Raw genomic sequence first — 20,688 nt, forward strand, 5'->3', positions numbered from 1 at the left:
GATCGAGCAACAAGGACGCACCGATGAATACTGCTGTGGATGCTGTCGAACGTACTGAGATCCTGATCATCGGTGCCGGCCCGGCCGGCTCCGTGGCTGCGGCGATGCTGCGCCAGCAGGGCCGCCAGGTGCTGATGCTGGAGCGTCAGCAGTTCCCGCGCTTCTCCATCGGCGAAAGCCTGCTGCCCCAGAGCATGGAATACATTGAAGCCGCCGGGCTGCTGCAGGATGTGGTCGAGGCCGGCTTCCAGTACAAGAACGGCGCCGCTTTCGTGCACGGCGAAGCGCGTACCGCCTTCGACTTCCGGAAGAAGTTCTCGCCAGGCTGGGGCACCACCTACCAGGTGCAGCGCGCCGACTTCGACAACGTGCTGGCACGCGGTGCCGAGCGCATGGGCACCACGCTGCGTTTTGGTGATGAAGTGCTGTCGGTCGAACCCGGTGAACAGCCCACGGTGAACGTGCGCCGCCCGGATGGCAGCGAATACCGCATCGAAGCCGACTTCATCCTCGATGCCTCCGGCTTCGCACGCCTGCTGCCGCGCCTGCTGCAGCTGGAATCGCCATCCAACTTCCCGGTGCGCGGCGCGATCTTCTGCCACGTGCGCGACAACATTCCGGCCGAAGCGGACTTCGATCGCAACAAGATCCTGATCACAACCCACCCCGAGCACGTCGACGTCTGGTACTGGACGATCCCGTTCTCCAACGGCTGCTGCTCGCTGGGCGTGGTCGCCGAGCCGTCGTTCTTCGAGCGCTACGAGGGTGACGACCTGCAGAAGCTGCAGGCCATCGTCGGCGAGGACCCCAACCTGACCCGCCTGCTGGCCAACGCCGAATGGGCGGTGCTGCCGGTGCGCCGCATCACCGGCTACTCGGCCAACGTCAGCTCGCTGTGGGGGCCCGGCTATGCCCTGCTGGGCAACGCCGGCGAGTTCCTCGACCCGGTGTTCTCGTCCGGTGTGACCATTGCCTTCAAGTCCGCGCAGCTGGCCAGCGAATGCCTGGCGCGCCGCTATGCCGGTGAAACCGTCGACTGGGAAGCTGAATTCTCGATCCCGCTGCGCGCCGGCGTGAAGACCTTCCGCCGCTTCGTCGAAAGCTGGTACGAAGGCGGCTTCCAGAAGATCATCTACCACCCGCAGCAGCAGCCCGAAGTGCGCGACATGATCAGCTCCATCCTGGCCGGCTACGCCTGGGACACCAACAACCCGTATGTGGCCGACGAAAGCGGCCGTCGCATGCGCGTGCTGGAGGAACTGTGCAGCGCCTGATCTTCCGTACTGCGGCCCTGCTGCTGTGCCTGCTGCTGGCCGCCTGTGCCGGGCGCATGCCCAAGCCACAGGTGGAACTGCCGCCGCTGCGCCTGTCGCCGGCCAGCCTGCAGGCGCCGCTGGCGCTGCAGCAGCAGCTGCACTTCCGTTTCGGCAGCCATGAGCGCGACCTCGATGCGCTGCTGGAGGCCGACGCGCAGCGGGTGCAGCTCGCGGTGCAGGCGATGGGCCAGACCGGCGTGCGCCTGCAGTGGGACGGCCAGCAGCTGACCCAGCAGCGTGCGCCGTGGTTGCCGCCGCAGGTGCGTGCCGAGCGTGTGCTGGATGACCTGCAGTTCGCGCTGTGGCCGACCGCGGCCATCGCCGCAGCGCTGCCGGCCGGCTGGGAGGTCATCGACGACGGCCAGCAGCGCAGCCTGTCGCGCGACGGCACGGTGTGGCTGCTGCTGCAGCGCCTGGACGATGGCAGCGTGCAGCTGGACAACCGTGCCGAAGGCTATGCGCTGCGCATCGAATCGATCGATATGGCCGGACAGGACCGATGAGTGCACCGATCTACCTGAACGACCTGGGCGTGGTCTGCGCGCTCGGCGATGGCCGCACTGCGGTCGCGTCGGCGATGTTCGCCGATGTGCCGGGCGGGCTCAGCGACAACGACAGCCTGCTGCCGGGGCGCACCCTGGCGCTGGGAGAGGTCCGCACGCCGCTGCCGGCGCTGGAAGACCTGCCGGTGGCCCTGCGCGGGCGCAACAACGCCCTGCTGGACGTGGCGCTGGCGCAGATCGCGCCGGCGGTGGCCGCGGCGATTGCCCGCCATGGTGCCGAGCGCGTGGCGGTGGTGCTGGGCACCAGCACCTCGGGCATCGGTGAATCCGAGCAGGCCCTGCGCAGCCACGCCGAACAGGGCCAGTGGCCGCAGGGCTTCGATTACGCCCAGCAGGAAATGGGCACCGCTGCGCAGTTCGTGCGCCAGCGCAGCGGCGCACAGGGACCGGCGTGGACCCTGTCCACGGCGTGTTCGTCCAGTGCCAAGGCACTGATGTCAGCCGCGCGCATGCTGCGCGCCGGCATCGTCGATGCGGTGATCGCCGGTGGCGCCGATTCGCTGTGCCGCTTCACCGTGGCTGGCTTCAGCGCGCTGGAATCGGTGTCGGCGGCACGCTGCAACCCGTTCTCGCAGCACCGCGCCGGCATCAACATCGGCGAAGGCGCCGCGCTGTTCCTGCTCACCCGCGAGCCCGGCCCGGTGTGCCTGGCGGGGTGGGGCGAATCGGCCGACGCGCACCACATGTCCGCTCCCGACCCGCAGGGGCTGGGTGCCATCGACGCGCTGCAGCAGGCGCTGCTGCGCGCAGGCTGGGGCGCCGACGAAGTGGATTACGTGAACCTGCATGGCACCGCCACCGGCCACAACGATGCGATGGAAAGCCTGGCGGTCTCGCAGGTGCTGGGCAACAGCGTGCCAGCCAGTTCGACCAAGCCGCTGACCGGGCACACGCTCGGTGCCTCGGGCGCGATCGAGGCCGCGCTGTGCTGGATCCTGCTGGCCGAGAACCCGCAGCAGCAGCTGCCGCCGCACTGGTGGGACGGCGTGGCCGACCCAGCGCTGCCGGTGTTGCCGCTGGTCGCACCGGCCACCCGCCTGGCGCAGCCGCCGCGACGGGTGCTGAGCAATTCGTTCGCTTTCGGCGGCAGCAACGCCGTGCTGGCACTGGAGCGTCGATGAACACGCTGTATGCAATCGAAGAGGTGGTGCCGCACCGCCAGGACATGTGCCTGCTGCAGCGCATCACGCATTGGGACCAGGACACCCTCGAGGCCGAACTGGTGGTGCCCGAGGCCGGCCTGTTCGTGGAGAACGGCGAAGTGCCGGCGTGGGTCGGCATCGAATACATGGCGCAGGCCATCGCGGCCTGGGCCGGCTGCCGCGCGCGTGCGGCCGGCAAGCCGCCGCAGCTGGGCTTCCTGCTCGGCAGCCGCCGCTACAGCAGCGCGCGCAGCAGCTTCCCCGCCGGTTCGCGGCTGCGCGTACAGGCGCGCTGCGAGCTGTTGGGTGACAATGGATTGGGGATGTTCGCCTGCCGCATCCTGGCAGGTGAGGACGAATGGGCGACAGCCAACGTGTCGGTGTTCGAACCGGCCGACGCGATGGCCTATCTGGAGAGTGGACAGGCATGACAGGGAATCGAAGCGTGCTGGTGACCGGCGCCAGCCGGGGCATCGGCCGGGCCATCGCGCTGCGCATCGCGCGTGATGGCTTCGACGTGGTGGTGCATTGCCGCAGCCGCCTGGAAGAGGCACAGGCCGTGGTGGCCGAGATCCATGCACTGGGCCAGCAGGCCCGCGTGCTGGCGTTCGACGTGGCTGACCGCGAGGCCGCACGCGCCGCGCTGGAGGCCGATGTCGAGGCGCATGGCGCGTACTACGGCGTGGTCTGCAACGCCGGCATCGCCCGTGATGGTGCTTTCCCGGCACTCTCGGCCGAGGATTGGGACCAGGTCATCCACACCAACCTGGATGGCTTCTACAACGTGCTGCATCCGCTGATCATGCCGATGGTGCGGCGGCGCAAGCCCGGCCGCATCGTCACCCTGTCGTCGGTGTCCGGACTGGCCGGCAACCGCGGGCAGGTCAACTACAGTGCCGCCAAGGCCGGCATCATCGGTGCCACCAAGGCCCTGGCGCTCGAACTGGCCAGCCGCCAGATCACCGTCAACTGCGTGGCTCCGGGCCTGATCGAGACCGAAATGCTCAACGATGAAGTGATCGAACACGCGCTCAAGCTGATTCCCGCTGGCCGTGTCGGCCGCCCCGACGAAGTGGCGGCGACGGTGTCGTTCCTGCTGTCCGAGCCGGCCGGCTACATCACCCGCCAGGTGATCTCGGTGAACGGGGGCATGCTCTGATGGGCGCCGATCGTCGCGTGGTGGTTACCGGTGCTGCGGCCATCAGTCCGCTTGGCCACGACTGGCCCACCATCGAAGCGCACCTGCGCAGCTGCCGCAATGCCGTGCGCACGATGCCCGAATGGGATGTCTATGCCGGCCTGAACACCAAGCTGGCCGCGCCGGCGCAGGACTTCGAGCTGCCGCCGAACTACAACCGCAAGACCACCCGCTCGATGGGCAAGGTCGCGGTCATGTCGGTGCGCGCCACCGAGGTGGCGCTGCGCGAAGCCGGCCTGCACGAGCATCCGGTACTGCGCAGCGGCCGTACCGGCGTGGCCTACGGCTCGTCCTCGGGCAGCCATGAGGCCACCGGCGAATTCGGGCGCATGCTCAACGAATTCACCACCGAAGGCATCAGTGCCACCACCTACCTGAAGATGATGAGCCACACCGCGCCGGTCAACATCGGCGTGTTCTTCGGTTTGTCCGGGCGCGTCTACACCACCTCCAGCGCCTGCACCTCGGGCAGCCAGGGCGTGGGCGCGGCCTATGAAGCGATCCGCAGCGGCAAGCAGACGGTGATGGTGGCCGGCGGTGCCGAGCAGCTCGATGCCACCGCTGCGGCGGTATTCGACACCCTGTTCGCCACCAGCGTGCGCAACGATGCGCCGCAGACCACGCCGCGCCCGTTCGATGCTGGCCGTGATGGCCTGGTGCTGGGCGAGGGTGCCTGTACGCTGATCCTGGAAGACCTGGAGCACGCGCAGGCGCGCGGTGCCACCATTCTTGCCGAGGTGGTCGGCTACGGCACCAACAGCGACGGCCAGCACGTCACCCAGCCCAGCGCCGACACCATGGCCCAGGCCATGCGCCTGGCGCTGGAGGATGCGGGCCTGGAGCCGGCACAGATCGACTACGTCAACGCCCACGGCACCGCCACCGATCACGGCGACATCGCCGAGACCCAGGCCACCGCGCAGGTGTTCGGCAGCCGCATGCCGATCAGCTCGCTGAAGAGCTATGTCGGCCACATGCTCGGCGCCTGTGGTGCGTTCGAGGCCTGGATGAGCATCGAGATGATGCGTGCTGGCTGGTTCGCGCCGACCCTGAACCTGGCCGAGGTCGACCCGCGCTGTGGCCAGCTCGACTTCATCACCGGTCAAGGCCGCGAACTGCAGGCCGAGTACGTGATGAGCAACAACTTCGCCTTCGGCGGCATCAACACCTCGCTGGTGTTCCGCCGCTGGCGCGAGTGATCCACCGCCCCACCGCCGTTGTTCCCGCAACCTACCCGCACCCTCGACAAGGAGATGTTCCGATGCGCCGCACCCTGATGATCGCCACGGCCACCGCACTGCTGGCCCTGGCCTCCACCGCTTCTGCCCGCGATACCCGCGTGGAGCAGTCCCTGCAGGAACTGGTCAGTTCGCAGGCTGCCAAGGACGCCGGCATCGACGGCAGCGTCCGCTTCTACCTCGCCGGCCAGCCGGTCAGCGTGCAGCAGCGCCTGGGCGAAGACGTGACCAACAAGAAGACCAACGCCGCCAACAAGAGCGATGCCGAAGCCTGCCGCTGGGTCGCACTGTCGGCGCTGCGCGCGCTGCAGGACGGCGCCAAGTCGCGCGGCGCCAACGCCGTGGTCGACATCGTCAGCTACTACAAGAAGAACGAGTTCAAGAGCAGCACCAACTACGAATGCTACGCCGGTGCGATCCTCGCCGGCGTCGCGCTGAAGGGTACCTACGCCAAGGTCAAGTAAGCGCCTGCGTGGTGCCGGCCGTGGCTGAACGCCGCCGCCACATTGCTGAACCCCGCCGGGGAAACGCCGTCGATCACGCCGTCATCGTCGGCTGACGGCTTTCCCCGGTGTCGGCTTTCCGACACAATCATGGCTCTTCCCGGGTTATCGTCCCGCGGACATGCACGCCTACGTCTATAAAAGCCAACTCAAGCCGGACACCTACGTCTACGTTCCCCGTCGCGATGATTTCAGCGCGCTGCCTGCGCCGCTGCTCACCTCGCTGGGGACGCTCGCCTTCGTCCTGGACGTGGCCCTGGATGCCCAGCGCCGCCTGGCCCAGGCCGATCCGGAAAAGGTCCGCAGCGAAATGAGCGAGCGCGGGTTCTACCTGCAGGTGCCGCCGTCGGTGGCCAGCCTGATGCCGCGCCACTATGACTGACACGTCCCGTCCGCGCGCCCTGTCGATCGCCTTCGCCGTGGGCGCCGTGCTGGCGCTGGGCGCCGCCGTGGGCGGCGTTCCAGGCGCCATCCTTGCTGCACTGGCGCAGCCGGCGTTCGCGCTGGGTGTGTCGTGGTGGCGGCGCAGCCGCGCGCTGCTGCCGCTGAAGGTGGTCGCGCGCCAGGACCTGCCGGCGCTGCTGGCGTTGTGGACGGCAGCGCCGTTGTTGCTGGCGCTGCTGCTGGCCTGGCCGCTGGCCGCACTGCGTGACAGCGGCAGCCTTGCGGCGGTGCTGGGCCTGAGCGTGCTGGTCAGTGCCGGCCTGCTGGCGGCCTGGCGCACCTGGCCGCTGTGGAACGATGTCGAACGCCTCGATGGCAGCCTGGCCCAGCACTGGCAGGCGCTGGCCGGGCGCGACCTGACCGCCTGGCGTGGCCTCGGCGTGGCCGCGCTGGTGATCGCGCTGGCCGCGCTGGTGGTGCTGCCGGCCTGGCCGGGCCTGCTGCCGGAAAGCGCACGCTGGCCTGCCGCACTGGCGGTGATGCTGTTGTCTCCAGTGCTGCACCTGCTGCTGCAGCGGGTCGCGCCGGCACCGCTGGTGTCGCTGCGCGCGAGCCCGTTGGCCACCGCCGGCAACGAGCACGAACCGATGTTCGCCGCCGCGGCCGAAACCGCGCCGCTGGAGGCGATGGCACCGCAGGAACTGACCCCGGCACTGTATGAAGCCGCCCGCCATGGCCGCATCGACCGGGGCCTGCAGCTGCTGCAGGCCGGTGCCGATCCGTATGCGCTGCCGGACCCGAACTGGCGCGACCAGCGCAGCCTGGCGGTGCTGGCGGCGGTGCTGCCGGACCTGCGCCTGCTGCGCGAACTGATCGCCCGCGGCGTCGATGTGAATGCGCCGCACCGGGGCATGACCCCGCTGCTGGCCGCCACCCGCGACAGCTGGCACGGCCGCCCCGAAGCGGTGATGACCCTGCTCGCCAACGGCGCCGACTCGCGTGCCATCGACAGCGATGGCAACACCCCGCTGCACCATGCCGCGCGCAGTTCCGACCCGGGCGTGGCCGCGCTGCTGCGCGATGCCGCCGCCGAAGTCGATGCGTTGAACAACGAGGGCTGGTCGCCGCTGGCGGTGGCCTGCCAGGTCGGCAACTGGCGCCTGGCCCGCTTCCTGCTCGAACGCGGTGCGCGCAGCGAACCGGCCGAGGGCACGCCGGTGCTGCTGGCCGCCGCTGCCACCGAAGATGACGATCCGGCCGGGGTGCAGCTGCTGCTCAAGCACAAGGCGCGCGCCGACGCCCGCGATCGCCAGCGCCGCAGTGCATTGCACGAGGCGGCCCTGGCCGGCCACGTGGAGATCATCGGCGTGCTGCTCGGCGCCGGTGCCAATCTGGAAGCGCGCGATGCGCTGGGCCGTACGCCATGGCTGGAAGCGGCCCGTGCCGGTCGTGCCGCCGTGGTCGAGCATCTGCTGCCGCACAAGCCGGACCTGGTCGCGGTGGACGGCGAAGGCCGCAACGCGGTGCAGCTGGCGGCGATGGCCGAGGATGTCTCACCGCTGCTGATCAAGCGCCTGGTCGAACTGGGCATCGCCGCCGATGCCGCCGATCCGGTCGGTCGCCGTGCGGTGGACTACGCTGCCGAAGCCGGCCGCTGGGCGATCGTGGCTCTGCTGGACCCCTCCTATCCGTTGCCGGCCGCGGTCAGTGATGGCCTGGCCGAGCGCGGCGAAGCCGCCAGTGCCAGTGGCCTGCTACCGGACCGTCCGCCGTTGACCCTGCTGCGTGAAGCGCTGGGCTTCGGCAACACCGAAGGCATGGCCGCGCTGGCCAAGCTGTGCCAGCCGGAAGAACTGGGTGGCCTGCTGCTCGATCCGGAACTGGCGCTGGAGCCGCGTGCGGTCGATTGGCTGCTGGCCCACGGTGCCGATCCCTACGTGCGTGACGCCTGTTCCGACACGCCGATGTTCGCGCTGTTGTCGCGCGGCATCGACGCGGTGCCGGCGCTGCAGGTCATGCTGCAGCGTGGCCTGTCGCCGGCCGGACGCGGTGGCCTGGCACGCTTCCTCGCCGCGTGTGCGCAGCACGACCAGGCCGCCCGTGGCCTGGAACAGCTGGCACTGGAACTGCTGGAACGTGGCGCCGATCCGTTCGCCGCCTCGCCGGCCGGTGATCCGCCGCTGTCGCTGGCGGTGCGCCTGGGCTGGCTGCGCCTGCAGCAGGCCCTGCTCAAGGCCGGTGTCGATCGCGAAGCGCGCGACAGCCATGGCATGACCGCATTGCATCTGGCCACCGCATTGGCCCGCGAAGGCGCGCTGAAGCTGCTGGTGCAGCACGGTGCCTCGCCGGAAGCCCGTGCCGCCGACGGCCAGACGCCGCTGGGCGTGGCGCTGTCGATTGGTCGCCGCGATCTGGCCGACTGGCTGGACTGGCGGGTATGGCCGTTGCCGCGCCGCACCCTGCGCGAGGCCGATCTTCCGGCCGCCGCGATGGCTGGTGACGTGGATGCGGTGCGCCGCCTGATCGATCTGGGCTTCGCCGTCGACGCGGTCGATGCGCAGGGCTGCACCGCGCTGCTGCGCGCCGCCGGTGGTGGCCATCTGGCGGTGACCGACCTGCTGCTGGCGCGTGGCGCCGATCCGCAGCACGCTGCGGCCAGTGGTGCCACGCCGCTGTCGGCGGCGGTCAGCATGCGCCAGGTGGATATCGTCTCGGCCCTGCTCGACGCCGGCGCCAAGCTGGAACACCGCCTGCCGGGCGGCGTGACCGTGCTGATGCTGGCCTCGGCGCTGGGCCTGCCGGACATCGTCGCGCGCCTGCTCACTGCCGGTGCCGACGTGCATGCCGGTGATGCGCAACAGCTGGGCCCGCTGCACTGCGCCGCGCTGTACGGTTTCAGTGCCCGCGACCGCTCGCGCCTGCTGGCCCTGCTCGACACCCTGCTGCTGGCCGGTGCCGAACCGGACCAGGCCGCTGCCGGTTCGGTGACGCCGCTGCTGCTGTTGCTGGGCGCGCGTGCCGAGCCGGGTACCGCCTGCGACGAGCAGGTGGTGATGGCGGCGGTGGAGCGCCTGCTGGATGAGGACGTCAGCCTGGACGTGCGCGATCCGCGCGGTTTCGGCCCGCTGCACCTGGCCGCGCTGCATGGCCTGCCGCTGCTGGTGCAGCGCCTGCTGCGTGCAGGTGCCGATCCGGAAGTGCGCGACAGCCTCAACCGCAGCCCGCGCGAGATCGCGGTGATGCGTGGCTTCATCGACGTGGCCGGTGAGTTCGAACCGCGCGTGCCGGGCGTTTCGTCGATGGCGCGGTTCCTGCGCGACAACGGCTGATTCCTGGAAAAGGGTCGTGCCGGCCGCTGGCCGGCAACCGCAATCTGTGGTGGGTGCCGACCGTTGGTCGGCACGCCTACTTGCCGTCGCTTTCCGCGTCGGCCTCGAACAGATGCATCAGGTCGTTGCGTGCATCGCGCGAGGTCTGGATCACCGCCGCCTCGTCGTCGTACACCAGATACTGATCGCGCAGCAGCTGTTCGTCGTGCTCGCGGAAGCGCTGCACATGGCGTTCGGCAACGTCCGGTGCCACGCCCAGCGCGGTCAGCACGCGGCCGCTCATCTCCAGGCTGGTGCCGAACACTTCGCGGAACGGCTCGGCCGACATGTCCATCAGGCGCCACGCATGCTGGCGGTTGCGTGCACGCGCCAGCACCGTCGCGTCCGGGTACAGCCGACGCACCATGCGCACCGCGCGCAGGTTGGTCTCCGGGTCGTCCACGGTGATCACGAACACATCGATGTGCTCGCCGCCCGCCGCACGCAGCATCTCCGGCCGGGTCGGGTCGCCGTAGTACAGCTGGTTGCCGAAGCGGCGCAGGTCGGCCACGGTGTCCGGGTTCGCTTCCAGCGCCACGAACGGCACCTTCTGCGCGGTCAGCAGGCGCGCGATCACCTGGCCGAAACGGCCCATGCCGGCGATCAGCACCTTCGGCCGATTGTCCGGCGCCACCTTGTCGGCCTCGGCGGCCTGGCGCGGTGCGGCCTTCTCCTGACCGAGCAGCTTGAGCAGCGCGATCATCAGCAGCGGCGTGATCGCCATCGACAGGCCGACGATCGCCACCAGCCGGTCGTGGTTGGCGTTGCCCAGCAGGTGCGCGCGCTGTGCTTCATTGAACACCACGAAGGCGAACTCGCCGCCCAGCCACAGTACGCTGCCCAGCAGCAGCGACTGTCGCGAACTGAGTTTGGCGATACGCCCGATCACGTAGAGCAGGCTGAACTTGACCACCAGCAGGATCGCCACGCCGGCAGCGATCAGCCACGGTTCGGCGGCGATGCGGTCCAGATCGATGCCCATCCCCACCGCGATGAAGAACAGGCCCAGCAGCAGCCCCTTGAACGGCTCGATCTGCGCTTCCAACTCGTGCCGGAACTCCGAATCGGACAGCAGCACGCCGGCCAGGAACGCGCCCAAGCTGGGGCTGAGGCCGGCTTCCTGCATGAACCAGGCGGTGCCCAGCACCACCAGCAGTGCGGTGGCGGTGAATACTTCCGGGCTGCGGGTGCGCGCGATGATGCTGAACACCTTGCGCAGCACCGGTCGCCCGCACAGGATCACCACGGCCAGCGCACCGAGGGCCACGGCAGCGTCTTCCCAGCGAAGGGTCTCGTTCTTCACCCCGCCCAGCAGCGGGATGGCCGCCAGCAGCGGAATCGCGATCAGGTCCTGGAACAGCAGGATGGCGAACCCGAGCCGGCCATGGTCGCTGTTGATCGCCTTGTGCTCGGACAGCAGCTGCAGGCCCACCGCGGTGGATGACAACGCCAGCGCCACGCCCACCACCAGCGCGCTTTTCCATTGGAAATGGTCAAGCAGCAGCAGGCCGCCCAGCACCAGCCCGGACAACGCCACCTGTGCCGTGCCGGCGCCGAACACCGAGCGCCGCATCACCTTCAGGCGTGCCGGCGACAGCTCCAGGCCGATCACGAACAGCAGCATCACCACGCCGATCTCGGCGGCACCGAGGATGCGGTCGGCGTCCTGCACGAAGCCCAGCCCGTCCGGGCCCAGCACCACACCGGCGGCCAGGTAGCCCAGCACCGCGCCGAAGCCGAACTTCTTGAACACCGGCACGGCGATGACCGCCGCCAGCAGCAGCACCAGGGCCAGTTCCAGACCACCGCTATGCATGGGAATACCTGGTCATCGGCGGAGCCCGCTGTGCGTCCATTCGGGTGGGGGAAGGGGTGGCGAGTACCACCGCGTCATTATGCGCGCCGGCCTGTGTATGCACGAGAACAACCTGCCGGGCAGGCGCCCTGCGCACAGCGGCCGGGTTGACCTGCATGGCCCACGGGTCCAGACTGCCCGCCGCTGGCGGCGCGTCCGCCGGCACACGCATCCCGGAGTCCCCTACCCATGTCCAGCGACAGTAGAAGTCGACCTCGTTCGACGCCAGCGATGGCCACCGCCTGACATCGGGACGGTTTGCCTGCGTTGGCGTTGCGCGAGGTCGCACCCCCACAAGGCAAACCCGATGAACCAGAAGCAATTGCTGCGCCCGGTGGCCGATGCCGCCGCACTGGCCGCACCATTGGCGAACTACAACACCGCCGATGCGGTGGAATTCCTCAACACGCTGGAACTCGTGCGCGCTGCGGAAACGCTGGCCGCGCTGCCGTTGCCGCGTGCGGTGAAGATGCTGGAGGCACCGGAACTGCACCGCAGCGGCGAACTGGTAGCTGCGCTGCCGCCGGCCCGCGCCGCCGCCCTGCTTGGGCTGATGGCCGATGACCGTGCCACCGACATCGTCCACGAGCTGGACGAGGAGGAACGCGCGCGGCTGATCCCGCTGCTGGGCACCGACGCCCGCCAGGCCATCCAGAAGCTGCTCAGCTACCCGCCCAACACCGCCGGCGCGCTGATGACCACCGAGTACGTGGCGGTACCCGCCAGCTGGACCGTGGCGCAGACCCTGCAGCACATCCGCCAGGTCGAGCGCACCCGCGAGACCGTGTACGCCATCTACGTGCTCGACCCGGCCAGCCAGCAGCTGCAGCAGGTGGTGACCATGCGCCGGCTGATCACCGGCCTGCCGGAGGAGTCGATCCTGGACGTGGCCCAGGTCAATCCGCCGGTGACGGTGGATGCGCTGATGGACCAGGAAGAAGTGGCGCGGCTGATCCGCCGCCACGACCTGCTGGCGATTCCGGTGGTCGATGCGCAGCTGCAGATGCTCGGCATCGTCACCGTGGACGACGTGCTCGATGCACTGATCGAGGAATCCACCGAAGACGCGCACAAGTTCGGTGGCATGGAAGCGCTGGACAAGCCGTACATGCAGATCGGCTTCTTCGAGATGCTGCGCAAGCGCGCCGGTTGGCTGAGCGTGCTGTTCCTGGGCGAGATGCTGACCGCCAGCGCGATGCAGCACTACGAGGACGAACTGGCGCGCGCGGTGGTGCTGACCCTGTTCATCCCACTGATCATGAGTTCGGGCGGCAATTCCGGTTCGCAGGCCACCTCGCTGCTGATCCGCAGCCTGGCGCTGCGTGAACTGCGCCTGCGCGACTGGTGGAAGGTGGCCATCCGCGAGATCCCGACCGGCATGGTACTGGGTGCCATCCTCGGCTGCCTGGCGATCGTGCGCATCGTGATCTGGCAGCTGGGCGGCCTGCATGACTACGGCGAGCACTGGATCCTGCTGGCGATCACCATCGGTGCCGCTCTGGTGGGCATCGTCACCTTCGGTTCGCTGTCCGGCTCGATGCTGCCCTTCATCCTCAAGCGCCTCGGCTTCGATCCGGCCAGTGCCTCGGCACCGTTCGTGGCCACCCTGGTGGATGTCACCGGCCTGGTGATCTATTTCAGCATCGCCGCGATGATCCTGCACGGCACGTTGTTGTAAGCCGGAGCCACCGTGCTCTGGTAGGTGCCGACCTTGGTCGGCACGCAGAACAAGAAGGGGACGGAGGGGATTAAGTCGTTTGTGGCACAAACGACTTAATCCCCTCCGTCCCCTTTTTTGGGTACCGTAGGCGCATGAGTACCTACCACCTGCAGTCTGTGTTCCGTCCGCAGTCGGTCGCGGTGATCGGCGGCAGCCCGCGTGAGCGTTCCGCCGGCCGCGCAGTGATGCGCAACCTGCGCGGCACGGGCTTCCCCGGCAAGGTGGCGTGGATCAACCCGCGACATGCCGAGATCGATGGCATCCGCACGGTCAAGCGGCTGAAGGACCTGGACTGGGTGCCCGACCTGGTGGTGATCACCGCACCAGCGGCGATCGTGCCGCAGGTGGTGCGTACCGCCGCCGAGCGCAGCGTGCAGGCGGCGATCATCCTCACTGCGCACCTGGGCGAAGGCCCGGGTTCGTTGTCCGCACAGGTAGAGGCGGTGGCGCGCAAGCATGGCCTGCGCATCCTCGGGCCGCACTGCCTGGGCGTGATCGCGCCGCACGCGCGACTCAATGCCAGTATCGCCGCACATTTCCCGCAGGCAGGCGACCTCGCCCTGATTTCCGAATCCTCGGCGATCGCCGCCGCGCTGGTGGAGTGGGGCGTAGCGCGCTCGGTCGGCTTCTCCGCGGTGGTCTCGCTGGGCGACACGATGGACGTCGACTTCGGCGACCTGCTCGACTACTTCGCCACCGACTACCGCACCCGTGCCATCCTGCTCTATGTCGAGCAGATCAAGGACGCGCGCAAGTTCATGTCGGCTGCGCGTGCCGCCGCCCGCGCCAAGCCGGTGGTGGTGGTGAAGTCCGGCCGCGCCGAGCGCGTGCAGCCGGGCAGCCGCGATACCCATGTGCAGGCCCTGGCCCGCGCCGACGACGTGTACGGCGCCGCGTTCAACCGTGCCGGCCTGCTGCGCGTGGGCGCGCTGGACGAACTGTTCACTGCTGCCGAATCGCTGGGGCGGTTGGGCACCTTCCCGGGCCGTCGCCTGGCGATTCTCAGCAACGGCGGCGGCGTCGGTCGCCTCGCCGTGGACCAGCTGATCGCATTGCGTGGCACCCTGGCCAACCTGTCCGACACCACGGTCGAAAAGCTGGACGCCGTGCTGCCGCAGGGCTGGTCGCGCAGCAATCCGGTCGACATCGTGGTCGACGCCGATGGTGACCGCTATGCCGCGGCCATCGAAGCGCTGCTGGCCGACAACGAGAACGACGCGGTGATGGTGGTCAACGTGCCGACCGCATTCACCTCGTCCGCAGACGCTGCGCAGGCGCTCACCCGCACGCTCGGCCTGCGTCCGCGCCATCATCGCGACAAGCCGGTGTTCGCGGTGTGGCTGGGCAACGATGACCAGGCCACTGCCACGCTCAACGCGGCGCGGGTGCCGACCTATCCGACCGAGGCGGAGGCAGTACGCGGCTTCCAGCATCTGGTGCGTTACCGTGAAGCGCAGAACGCCCTGATGGAAACGCCACCCAGCCTGCCGCAGGACTTCAGTGTCGATGCAGCGGCCGCACGCGCGCTGGTCGATGCCGCGTTGGCCAACGGCCAGCAGTGGCTGGATCCGCTGGCCACCCATGAACTGCTCAAGGCCTACGGCATTCCGTCCGCACCGGTCATGCATGCGCGCGATGCGCACGAGGCGATGGACCTGGCGCAGCCGCTGCTCGAGCGCGGTGCCACGGTCGCACTGAAGATCCTGTCACCGGACATCCCGCACAAGTCGGAAGTGGACGGCGTGCGCCTGAACCTGTCCACGTTGCCGGCGGTGCAGAGCGCGGCCAACGCGATCCTGTCGCGCGCACGCCAGCTGCGGCCGGATGCCCGCATCGATGGCCTGCTGGTGCAGCCGACCATTGTTCGCCCGAAGGCGCGTGAACTGATTGTCGGCATCGCCGATGACGCGACGTTCGGCCCGGTGATCGTAGTCGGTCGTGGCGGTACCGCAGTTGAAGTGATCAATGACAAGGCGTTGGCGTTGCCGCCGCTGGACCTGCGCCTGGCCCATGAGCTGATCGGGCAGACCCGGGCTTCGCGCATCCTCAAGGCCTATGGCGATGTGCCCGCCGCCGACGAGCGCGCACTGGCGCTGGCGCTGGTCAAGCTGGCACAGCTGGCCGCAGACATTCCCGAAGTGCGCACGCTGGACATCAACCCGCTGCTGGTCGACAGCAAGGGCATTCTTGCCCTCGACGCACGCGTGGCGGTGGCGCCGTCGCGCATTCTGCACAAGGGCCGCGGTCATCCGCGCTTCTCGGTGTTCCCGTACCCGAAGGAGTGGGAGCGCACCATCGAACTGTCCGATGGCGGCCGCGCCTTCGTGCGTCCGGTGCGTCCGGAAGACGATGCACTGTTCCGCGCATTCTTCGCCCGTGTCAGCGACGAGGACCTGCGCCTGCGCTTCTTCCAGTCGGTGAAGCACTTCAGCCACGAATTCATCGCGCGCCTGACCCAGCTCGATTACGCACGCTCGATCGCGCTGGTGGCGATCGAACCGCGCAGTGGCGAAATGCTCGGCGCGGTACGCCTGCACGCCGATGCCGATTATCATCGCGGCGAGTACGGCATCCTGATCCGCTCGGACCTGAAGGGCCACGGCATCGGCTGGCGGTTGATGGCGATCATGATCGAGTACGCCAAGTGGCTGGGCCTGGACGTGGTCGAAGGCCAGGTGCTGCGCGAAAACAGCACCATGCTGGCGATGTGCCAGAGCCTGGGCTTCAAGACCAAACTCGACCCGGACGACCCGACGGTGATGATGGTGACCCTGCCGGTGCAGCAGGTCGAAGTGCCTGAGACCCCTCTGTAGAGCCGAGCCCACGCTCGGCTGCCTTGCATCGCACGGGCGCGCCTGAGCCGAGCATGGACTCGGCACTACAGTATCAACGCACCGGCTCCACTACCACCGCCGTGCCATAGCACAGCACCTCGGTCAGCCCGGTCATCACATCGGTGGCGTCGTAGCGCATGCCGATGATCGCGTTGGCGCCCAGCTGCCGCGCGTGCTTGACCATGTCGCGGTAGGTTTCCTCGCGGGCCTGTTCGCACAGTTCGGTGTAGATGGTGATGTTGCCGCCGAACAGGGTCTGGATGCCGCCGAGGAAATTGCCGACGATCGAGCGCGATCGCACGGTGATGCCGCGCACCACGCCGAGGTTGCGCACCACGCGATGGCCGGGCAGCTCGAAGGCGGTGGTGACCAGCGCATCGTCGAAACGCAGCGCGGGCGGGGACGTGGGGCTGCTGTTGTAGGGGTCTGCCATGGTCGCGTCCGTGTCGTAGAGTCGAGCTTGCTCGACTCTACAGTGCAATCACCCGTTGCGGCATGGTGCCGTCACCCCGCCGGCGCGACAATATCCCCATGACCGACCGTACCCCCCTGCTCCTGCTGCCCGGCCTGCTCAACGATGCCGAGCTGTGGCGTGCGCAGATGGCCGACCTGGCCGACATCGCTGACTGCACGGTAGGCGACCAGACCCGTGGCGAGACCCTCCAAGCGGTCGCCGAGGACGTGCTCGCACAGGCACCGGAGCGCTTTGCGCTGGCTGGTTTCTCACTGGGCGGCTTCGTTGCCCAGCAGATCCTGCGCATTGCGCCGGAGCGCGTGCTGCAGCTGGCGCTGATCGATACCTCGATCCACGCCGATTCACCGGAACGTGCCGAACAACGCCGCAGCCAGCGCGCCAGCGTGCGCCTGCCGGGCAGGTTCCACGGCTTCGGCGATGCGCTGATGCGCAGCTACATCGACGCCTCGCGGCTGGACGACTACGTGCTGGTGCAGCGCGTGCGCGACATGACCGCCCGCCTGGGGGCGGAGGTATTCCTGCGCCAGAGTGCGCTGGAGCGGCGCGACGGCCATGACGTGCTGGCGGGCTACCGCGATCCGCTGCTGATCGTGTGCGGTGCCAACGACCGCATCACGCCGCTGGCGGTGAGCGAGGAAATGCATGCGTTGGTGCCGCATTCGCAGCTGGTGGTGCTGTCCGATTGCGGGCACCTGGCGCCGATGGAGAAGCCTGAAGAAGTCAGTGCAGCGATGCGTGGGTGGTTGCTGCAGGGTAGGGAGTGAACGGTAGGTGCCGACCTGGGTCGGCACGCTGTTTCAACGATCAATCACAGGTCAGTGCCGACCCAGGTCGGCACCTACCGATTCGGTTCCGAAACCGCGGTCGGCCTCAATCCCAGGCCGGCGCAATGCCTTCCGGGTTGGCCAGGCGGTGCCCACGATCCAGCTTGGCGATCTGCGCCATGTCTTCGTCGGTGAGGCGGATTGCTGCCGCTTCCAGGTTGCCCGACAGGTTCTCGCGCTTGGTCGAAGACGGAATGACCGAGTAACCCTGCTGCAGTGCCCAGGCCAGTGCGATCTGCGCGGGCGTGGCCTGGTGACGGCCGGCAATGGCCTGGATCACCGGGTCCTTGATCACCTCGCCATAGGCCAGGCTCATGTAGGCGGTAATGTGGATGCCGTTGTCCTGCAGGAACTTCACCAGCAGGCGGTTCTGCAGGTACGGATGGATCTCGATCTGGTTGGTGGTGATCGCATCGGCGCCGAGGATCTCGATCGCCTTGCGGGTCTGTGCGATGGTGAAGTTGGAGATGCCGATCTCCTTCGTCAGGCCCTGTGCCTTGGCCTCGGCCAGTGCGGTCAGGTACTCCTCCATCGGCACGTCGACCTTGTCGTTCGGCGACGGCCAGTGGATCAGTGCCAGGTCGACATGGTCGGTGCGCAGCTTCTCCAGGCTGGTGCGCAGGCTGGCCAGCAGCGCTTCGCGCTTGAACTCGGTGATCCAGACCTTGGTGGTCAGGTAGATCTCATCGCGCGGCACACCGGAGTCGGCAATGGCCTGGCCGACCTCGGCTTCATTGCCGTAGATCTGTGCGGTATCGATGGCGCGGTAGCCGACATCCAGCGCGTTGCGCACGGAGTCGATCACGGTCTGGTCTTTGAGGCGGAAGGTGCCGAGACCGAAGGCGGGGACAGTCATGGGGAACTCCAGCAGAGGGGAGGGATGCGAATATCCGGCAAAGGGTAGGCCAGTGGCCGCATACGTGCCGGCAACGGTGCATTGCACCACCGTACCGGCAGGGTGCCGGCACGGCATGACCTGTCTCAATGCGCGGCCACGGGGATGCCGTCGGCGCGGTCATCGATGCCGTCGCGGCGGTCGAGGCGGCCGCTGAGCACGGTCAGCGCATACGCGCCCACCACCACCAGCGCACCCAGCCACGGCGTATGCATCAGGCCGATGTGCTCCACCACCAGGCCACCCAGCGAGGCGCCCAGCGCGATGCCGATGTTGAAGGCGGCAATGTTCAGCCCCGAGGCCACGTCGGTGGCCTGCGGCGCATAGCGCTGCGCCTGCTTGACCACATACACCTGCAGGCCGGGCACGTTGCCGAAGGCCACCGCGCCCAGTGCCAGCACCGTCAGCAGCATCAGCCAGGTGGTGTAGGCGGTGAAGGTGAGCACGAACAGCACGACGGCCAGCAGGGCGAAGATGCGCTTCAGCGCGGGCACCGGGCCCATGCGGTCGGCCATGCGGCCGCCCCACAGGTTGCCGATCGCCACTGACACGCCGTACACCAGCAGCACCAGGCTGACCGCATTGGCCGAGAAACCGGTGACGTCCTGCAGGATCGGCGCCAGGTAGGTGAAGGCCAGGAAGGTCCCGCCATACCCCAGCGTGGTCATCGCATAGACCAGCAGCAGGCGCGGCTGGGCCAGCACCGCCATCTGCTGGCGGAAGCTGGACGGCACACTCTGCGGCACGCTGCGCGGCACGAACAGCAGCGCACCCAGCAATGCGATCACGCCCAGCCCGGCCACGGCCAGGAAGGTGGCGCGCCAGCCCAGGTGCTGGCCGATGAAAGTGCCCAGCGGCACACCGGTCACCAGCGCCACGGTCAGGCCGGTGAACATGATGGCGATGGCACCGGCGGCCTTCTCCTTCGGCACCACCGCGGTGGCGATGATCGAACCGATCGAGAAGAACACGCCGTGGGCCAGGCCGGTGAGGATGCGCGCGGCGATCAGCGACGTGTAGCCCGGCGCCAGGAAGGCGATGACGTTGCCGAGGGTGAACAGCACCATCAGGGCTACCAGCAGCGACTTGCGCGGCATGCGGCCGGTCAGCGCAGTCAGCACCGGCGCACCGATGGCCACCCCGAGGGCATACAGCGAGACCAGCAGGCCTGCGGAGGGCAGGCTGACCTGCAGATCGGCGGCAATGGTGGGAATCAGGCCGACGATGACGAACTCGGTGGTGCCGATGGCGAAGGCACCGAGGGTCAACGCCAGCAGGGCGAGGGGAATGCCACGGATCATGGCCGGCTCCGGAGGGAAGGAAGGCGCGCAGTGTGCGCGGCGCACCTTTGCCGAAAAACCAGTCTTCACGCCAATCACTATTGCCGCTCAGTCAATAATGGCGGGATGAAGACTACTCTCGATGAAATGCAGGCCTTCCTCGCGGTGATCGACAGCGGGTCGATCAGTGCCGCTGCCGAGCAGCTGGGGCAGACGCCCTCGGGCGTGAGCCGTGCGCTGGGGCGGCTGGAGGACAAGCTGGGGATCACCCTGCTGACCCGCACCACCCGCCGCCTGCACCTGACTGCCGAGGGCGAGGCGTTCCTGCGCCATGCACGGGCGATCATCGATGCGGTGGAATCGGCCGAGGAACAGATGGCGGCACGCCGCGAGCGCCCGGCAGGGCGCCTGCGCGTGGATGCGGCGATGCCGTTCGTGCTGCACGTGATCGCGCCGCTGGTGAGCGGCTATCGTGCGCGCTACCCGGAAGTGCAGCTGGAGTTGAACAGCTCCGACCGCTACATCGACCTGCTGGAGCGGCGCACCGATCTGGCGATCCGGATCGGGCCACTGGCCGACTCCACGTTGCATGCGCGGCCGCTGGGGCGGTGCCAGCTGCGGCTGGTGGCAAGCCCGGCCTACCTGGCTGCACACGGCGAACCGGCCAGCGTCGCCGCACTGGGCCAGCACACACTGCTCAGCTTCAACGAGCCGGAGTCACTCAACCGCTGGCCGTTGCCCGGAGAGTCGGATGGGCTGCTGCTGGTGCGGCCGGACATCGCCGTGTCCAGTGGCGAGACACTGCGCCGTCTGGCGGTGGAAGGTGTCGGCATCACCTGCCTGTCCGACTTCGTCACCGATAGCGACCGCGCTGCTGGCACCCTGGTGCCGGTGCTGGCGGCGCAGACGCTGGATGTGTACCAGCCGATCCACGCGGTGTACTACCGCAACACGGCGGTGTCGGCGCGGATCAGCTCGTTCCTGGATTACCTGGGTGAAGCAATGGCGCAGAGCGGTTACCTGCGCTGATCGGACTCGGGTGGGTGCGGACCGTGGGTCCGCACTGCACCTGCCATCGCCCGACCAACGGTCG

Annotated in this window: 17 protein-coding genes; 13 read left to right on the top strand and 4 right to left on the bottom strand. The window is 68.5% G+C overall.

Annotated features, from left to right (window positions below; all coding sequences use genetic code 11):
* Positions 1-23 precede the first annotated feature (23 nt).
* The 9 genes from RI032_RS09540 (at position 24) to RI032_RS09580 (ending at position 9,673) form a co-directional block, all read left to right on the top strand.
* Positions 24-1,274 (top strand): NAD(P)/FAD-dependent oxidoreductase, encoded by a 1,251-nt coding sequence (locus RI032_RS09540; RefSeq protein WP_019336780.1) that lies wholly within the window; start codon positions 24-26, stop codon positions 1,272-1,274.
* A complete protein-coding gene (locus RI032_RS09545) occupies positions 1,262-1,819 on the top strand; it encodes a DUF3261 domain-containing protein (RefSeq protein WP_134959301.1) in 558 nt (185 codons plus the stop codon). The genes RI032_RS09540 and RI032_RS09545 overlap by 13 nt, the downstream gene beginning before the upstream one ends.
* Positions 1,816-3,000, top strand: coding sequence for a beta-ketoacyl-[acyl-carrier-protein] synthase family protein (locus RI032_RS09550; RefSeq protein WP_019336778.1), 1,185 nt, complete (start codon positions 1,816-1,818; stop codon positions 2,998-3,000). The genes RI032_RS09545 and RI032_RS09550 overlap by 4 nt, the downstream gene beginning before the upstream one ends.
* The gene (locus RI032_RS09555) at positions 2,997-3,452 is read left to right on the top strand and encodes a hotdog family protein (protein ID WP_010482310.1); all 456 of its coding nucleotides are present in this window, start codon (positions 2,997-2,999) and stop codon (positions 3,450-3,452) included. Before RI032_RS09550 ends, RI032_RS09555 begins: the two co-directional genes overlap by 4 nt.
* Complete coding sequence (locus tag RI032_RS09560) at positions 3,449-4,180, top strand: 3-ketoacyl-ACP reductase FabG2 (protein WP_029379816.1); 732 nt, start codon at positions 3,449-3,451, stop codon at positions 4,178-4,180. Before RI032_RS09555 ends, RI032_RS09560 begins: the two co-directional genes overlap by 4 nt.
* Positions 4,180-5,418, top strand: coding sequence for a beta-ketoacyl-ACP synthase (locus tag RI032_RS09565; protein ID WP_049413131.1), 1,239 nt, complete (start codon positions 4,180-4,182; stop codon positions 5,416-5,418). Before RI032_RS09560 ends, RI032_RS09565 begins: the two co-directional genes overlap by 1 nt.
* Before the next feature lie 62 nt (positions 5,419-5,480).
* Complete coding sequence (locus tag RI032_RS09570; protein ID WP_010482305.1) at positions 5,481-5,921, top strand: hypothetical protein; 441 nt, start codon at positions 5,481-5,483, stop codon at positions 5,919-5,921.
* 160 nt (positions 5,922-6,081) lie between these two features.
* Positions 6,082-6,342, top strand: coding sequence for a YcgL domain-containing protein (locus RI032_RS09575; protein ID WP_010482302.1), 261 nt, complete (start codon positions 6,082-6,084; stop codon positions 6,340-6,342).
* A complete protein-coding gene (locus RI032_RS09580) occupies positions 6,335-9,673 on the top strand; it encodes an ankyrin repeat domain-containing protein (protein ID WP_322548185.1) in 3,339 nt (1,112 codons plus the stop codon). The genes RI032_RS09575 and RI032_RS09580 overlap by 8 nt, the downstream gene beginning before the upstream one ends.
* A gap of 76 nt (positions 9,674-9,749) precedes the next feature.
* Here RI032_RS09580 and RI032_RS09585 read toward each other — a convergent pair whose 3' ends face one another.
* Entirely contained in the window at positions 9,750-11,528 is a 1,779-nt protein-coding gene (locus RI032_RS09585; RefSeq protein WP_019336775.1) for a monovalent cation:proton antiporter-2 (CPA2) family protein, read from the bottom strand.
* 346 nt (positions 11,529-11,874) lie between these two features.
* Here RI032_RS09585 and mgtE point away from each other — a divergent pair, with 346 nt between their 5' ends.
* The gene (gene mgtE / locus RI032_RS09590; protein ID WP_010482288.1) at positions 11,875-13,245 is read left to right on the top strand and encodes a magnesium transporter; all 1,371 of its coding nucleotides are present in this window, start codon (positions 11,875-11,877) and stop codon (positions 13,243-13,245) included.
* A gap of 134 nt (positions 13,246-13,379) precedes the next feature.
* Positions 13,380-16,100 carry a bifunctional acetate--CoA ligase family protein/GNAT family N-acetyltransferase gene (locus RI032_RS09595; protein WP_322548186.1) on the top strand — a complete coding sequence of 907 codons (2,721 nt, stop codon included), beginning with the start codon at positions 13,380-13,382 and terminating at the stop codon, positions 16,098-16,100.
* A 73-nt stretch (positions 16,101-16,173) separates the two neighbouring features.
* On the opposite strand, the gene RI032_RS09600 is transcribed toward RI032_RS09595, so the two are convergent.
* Positions 16,174-16,554, bottom strand: a complete 381-nt coding sequence (locus RI032_RS09600; protein ID WP_010482286.1) for a YbjQ family protein — start codon at positions 16,552-16,554, stop codon at positions 16,174-16,176.
* A 98-nt stretch (positions 16,555-16,652) separates the two neighbouring features.
* Here RI032_RS09600 and RI032_RS09605 point away from each other — a divergent pair, with 98 nt between their 5' ends.
* Entirely contained in the window at positions 16,653-17,360 is a 708-nt protein-coding gene (locus tag RI032_RS09605) for an alpha/beta fold hydrolase (protein ID WP_197576867.1), read from the top strand.
* Positions 17,361-17,466: 106 nt separating this feature from the next.
* Here the strand turns inward: RI032_RS09605 and dkgB are convergent, their stop codons facing one another.
* Positions 17,467-18,276 carry a 2,5-didehydrogluconate reductase DkgB gene (dkgB, locus tag RI032_RS09610; protein ID WP_019336772.1) on the bottom strand — a complete coding sequence of 270 codons (810 nt, stop codon included), beginning with the start codon at positions 18,274-18,276 and terminating at the stop codon, positions 17,467-17,469.
* A 125-nt stretch (positions 18,277-18,401) separates the two neighbouring features.
* Positions 18,402-19,616 carry an MFS transporter gene (locus RI032_RS09615; RefSeq protein ID WP_322548187.1) on the bottom strand — a complete coding sequence of 405 codons (1,215 nt, stop codon included), beginning with the start codon at positions 19,614-19,616 and terminating at the stop codon, positions 18,402-18,404.
* Between the two features lie 105 nt (positions 19,617-19,721).
* Between RI032_RS09615 and RI032_RS09620 the strand changes: the two genes are divergently transcribed.
* On the top strand, positions 19,722-20,624 hold the full coding sequence (locus RI032_RS09620; RefSeq protein WP_049454144.1) for a LysR family transcriptional regulator: 903 nt from the start codon (positions 19,722-19,724) through the stop codon (positions 20,622-20,624).
* Positions 20,625-20,688: the final 64 nt, after the last annotated feature.

The organism is Stenotrophomonas geniculata, from assembly GCF_034508895.1.
Taxonomy (GTDB): domain Bacteria; phylum Pseudomonadota; class Gammaproteobacteria; order Xanthomonadales; family Xanthomonadaceae; genus Stenotrophomonas; species Stenotrophomonas geniculata.

Excerpts from the sequence above, each read along its gene's own strand:
- RI032_RS09575 (WP_010482302.1), top strand. The coding sequence starts at position 6,082 with ATGCACGCCTACGTCTATAAAAGCCAACTCAAGCCGGACACCTACGTC.
- RI032_RS09550 (WP_019336778.1), top strand. The coding sequence starts at position 1,816 with ATGAGTGCACCGATCTACCTGAACGACCTGGGCGTGGTCTGCGCGCTC.
- RI032_RS09580 (WP_322548185.1), top strand. The coding sequence starts at position 6,335 with ATGACTGACACGTCCCGTCCGCGCGCCCTGTCGATCGCCTTCGCCGTG.
- RI032_RS09560 (WP_029379816.1), top strand. The coding sequence starts at position 3,449 with ATGACAGGGAATCGAAGCGTGCTGGTGACCGGCGCCAGCCGGGGCATC.
- RI032_RS09555 (WP_010482310.1), top strand. The coding sequence starts at position 2,997 with ATGAACACGCTGTATGCAATCGAAGAGGTGGTGCCGCACCGCCAGGAC.
- RI032_RS09620 (WP_049454144.1), top strand. The coding sequence starts at position 19,722 with ATGAAGACTACTCTCGATGAAATGCAGGCCTTCCTCGCGGTGATCGAC.
- RI032_RS09605 (WP_197576867.1), top strand. The coding sequence starts at position 16,653 with ATGACCGACCGTACCCCCCTGCTCCTGCTGCCCGGCCTGCTCAACGAT.
- RI032_RS09615 (WP_322548187.1), bottom strand. The coding sequence starts at position 19,616 with ATGATCCGTGGCATTCCCCTCGCCCTGCTGGCGTTGACCCTCGGTGCC.
- dkgB (WP_019336772.1), bottom strand. The coding sequence starts at position 18,276 with ATGACTGTCCCCGCCTTCGGTCTCGGCACCTTCCGCCTCAAAGACCAG.
- RI032_RS09565 (WP_049413131.1), top strand. The coding sequence starts at position 4,180 with ATGGGCGCCGATCGTCGCGTGGTGGTTACCGGTGCTGCGGCCATCAGT.
- RI032_RS09585 (WP_019336775.1), bottom strand. The coding sequence starts at position 11,528 with ATGCATAGCGGTGGTCTGGAACTGGCCCTGGTGCTGCTGCTGGCGGCG.
- mgtE (WP_010482288.1), top strand. The coding sequence starts at position 11,875 with ATGAACCAGAAGCAATTGCTGCGCCCGGTGGCCGATGCCGCCGCACTG.
- RI032_RS09595 (WP_322548186.1), top strand. The coding sequence starts at position 13,380 with ATGAGTACCTACCACCTGCAGTCTGTGTTCCGTCCGCAGTCGGTCGCG.
- RI032_RS09600 (WP_010482286.1), bottom strand. The coding sequence starts at position 16,554 with ATGGCAGACCCCTACAACAGCAGCCCCACGTCCCCGCCCGCGCTGCGT.
- RI032_RS09570 (WP_010482305.1), top strand. The coding sequence starts at position 5,481 with ATGCGCCGCACCCTGATGATCGCCACGGCCACCGCACTGCTGGCCCTG.
- RI032_RS09540 (WP_019336780.1), top strand. The coding sequence starts at position 24 with ATGAATACTGCTGTGGATGCTGTCGAACGTACTGAGATCCTGATCATC.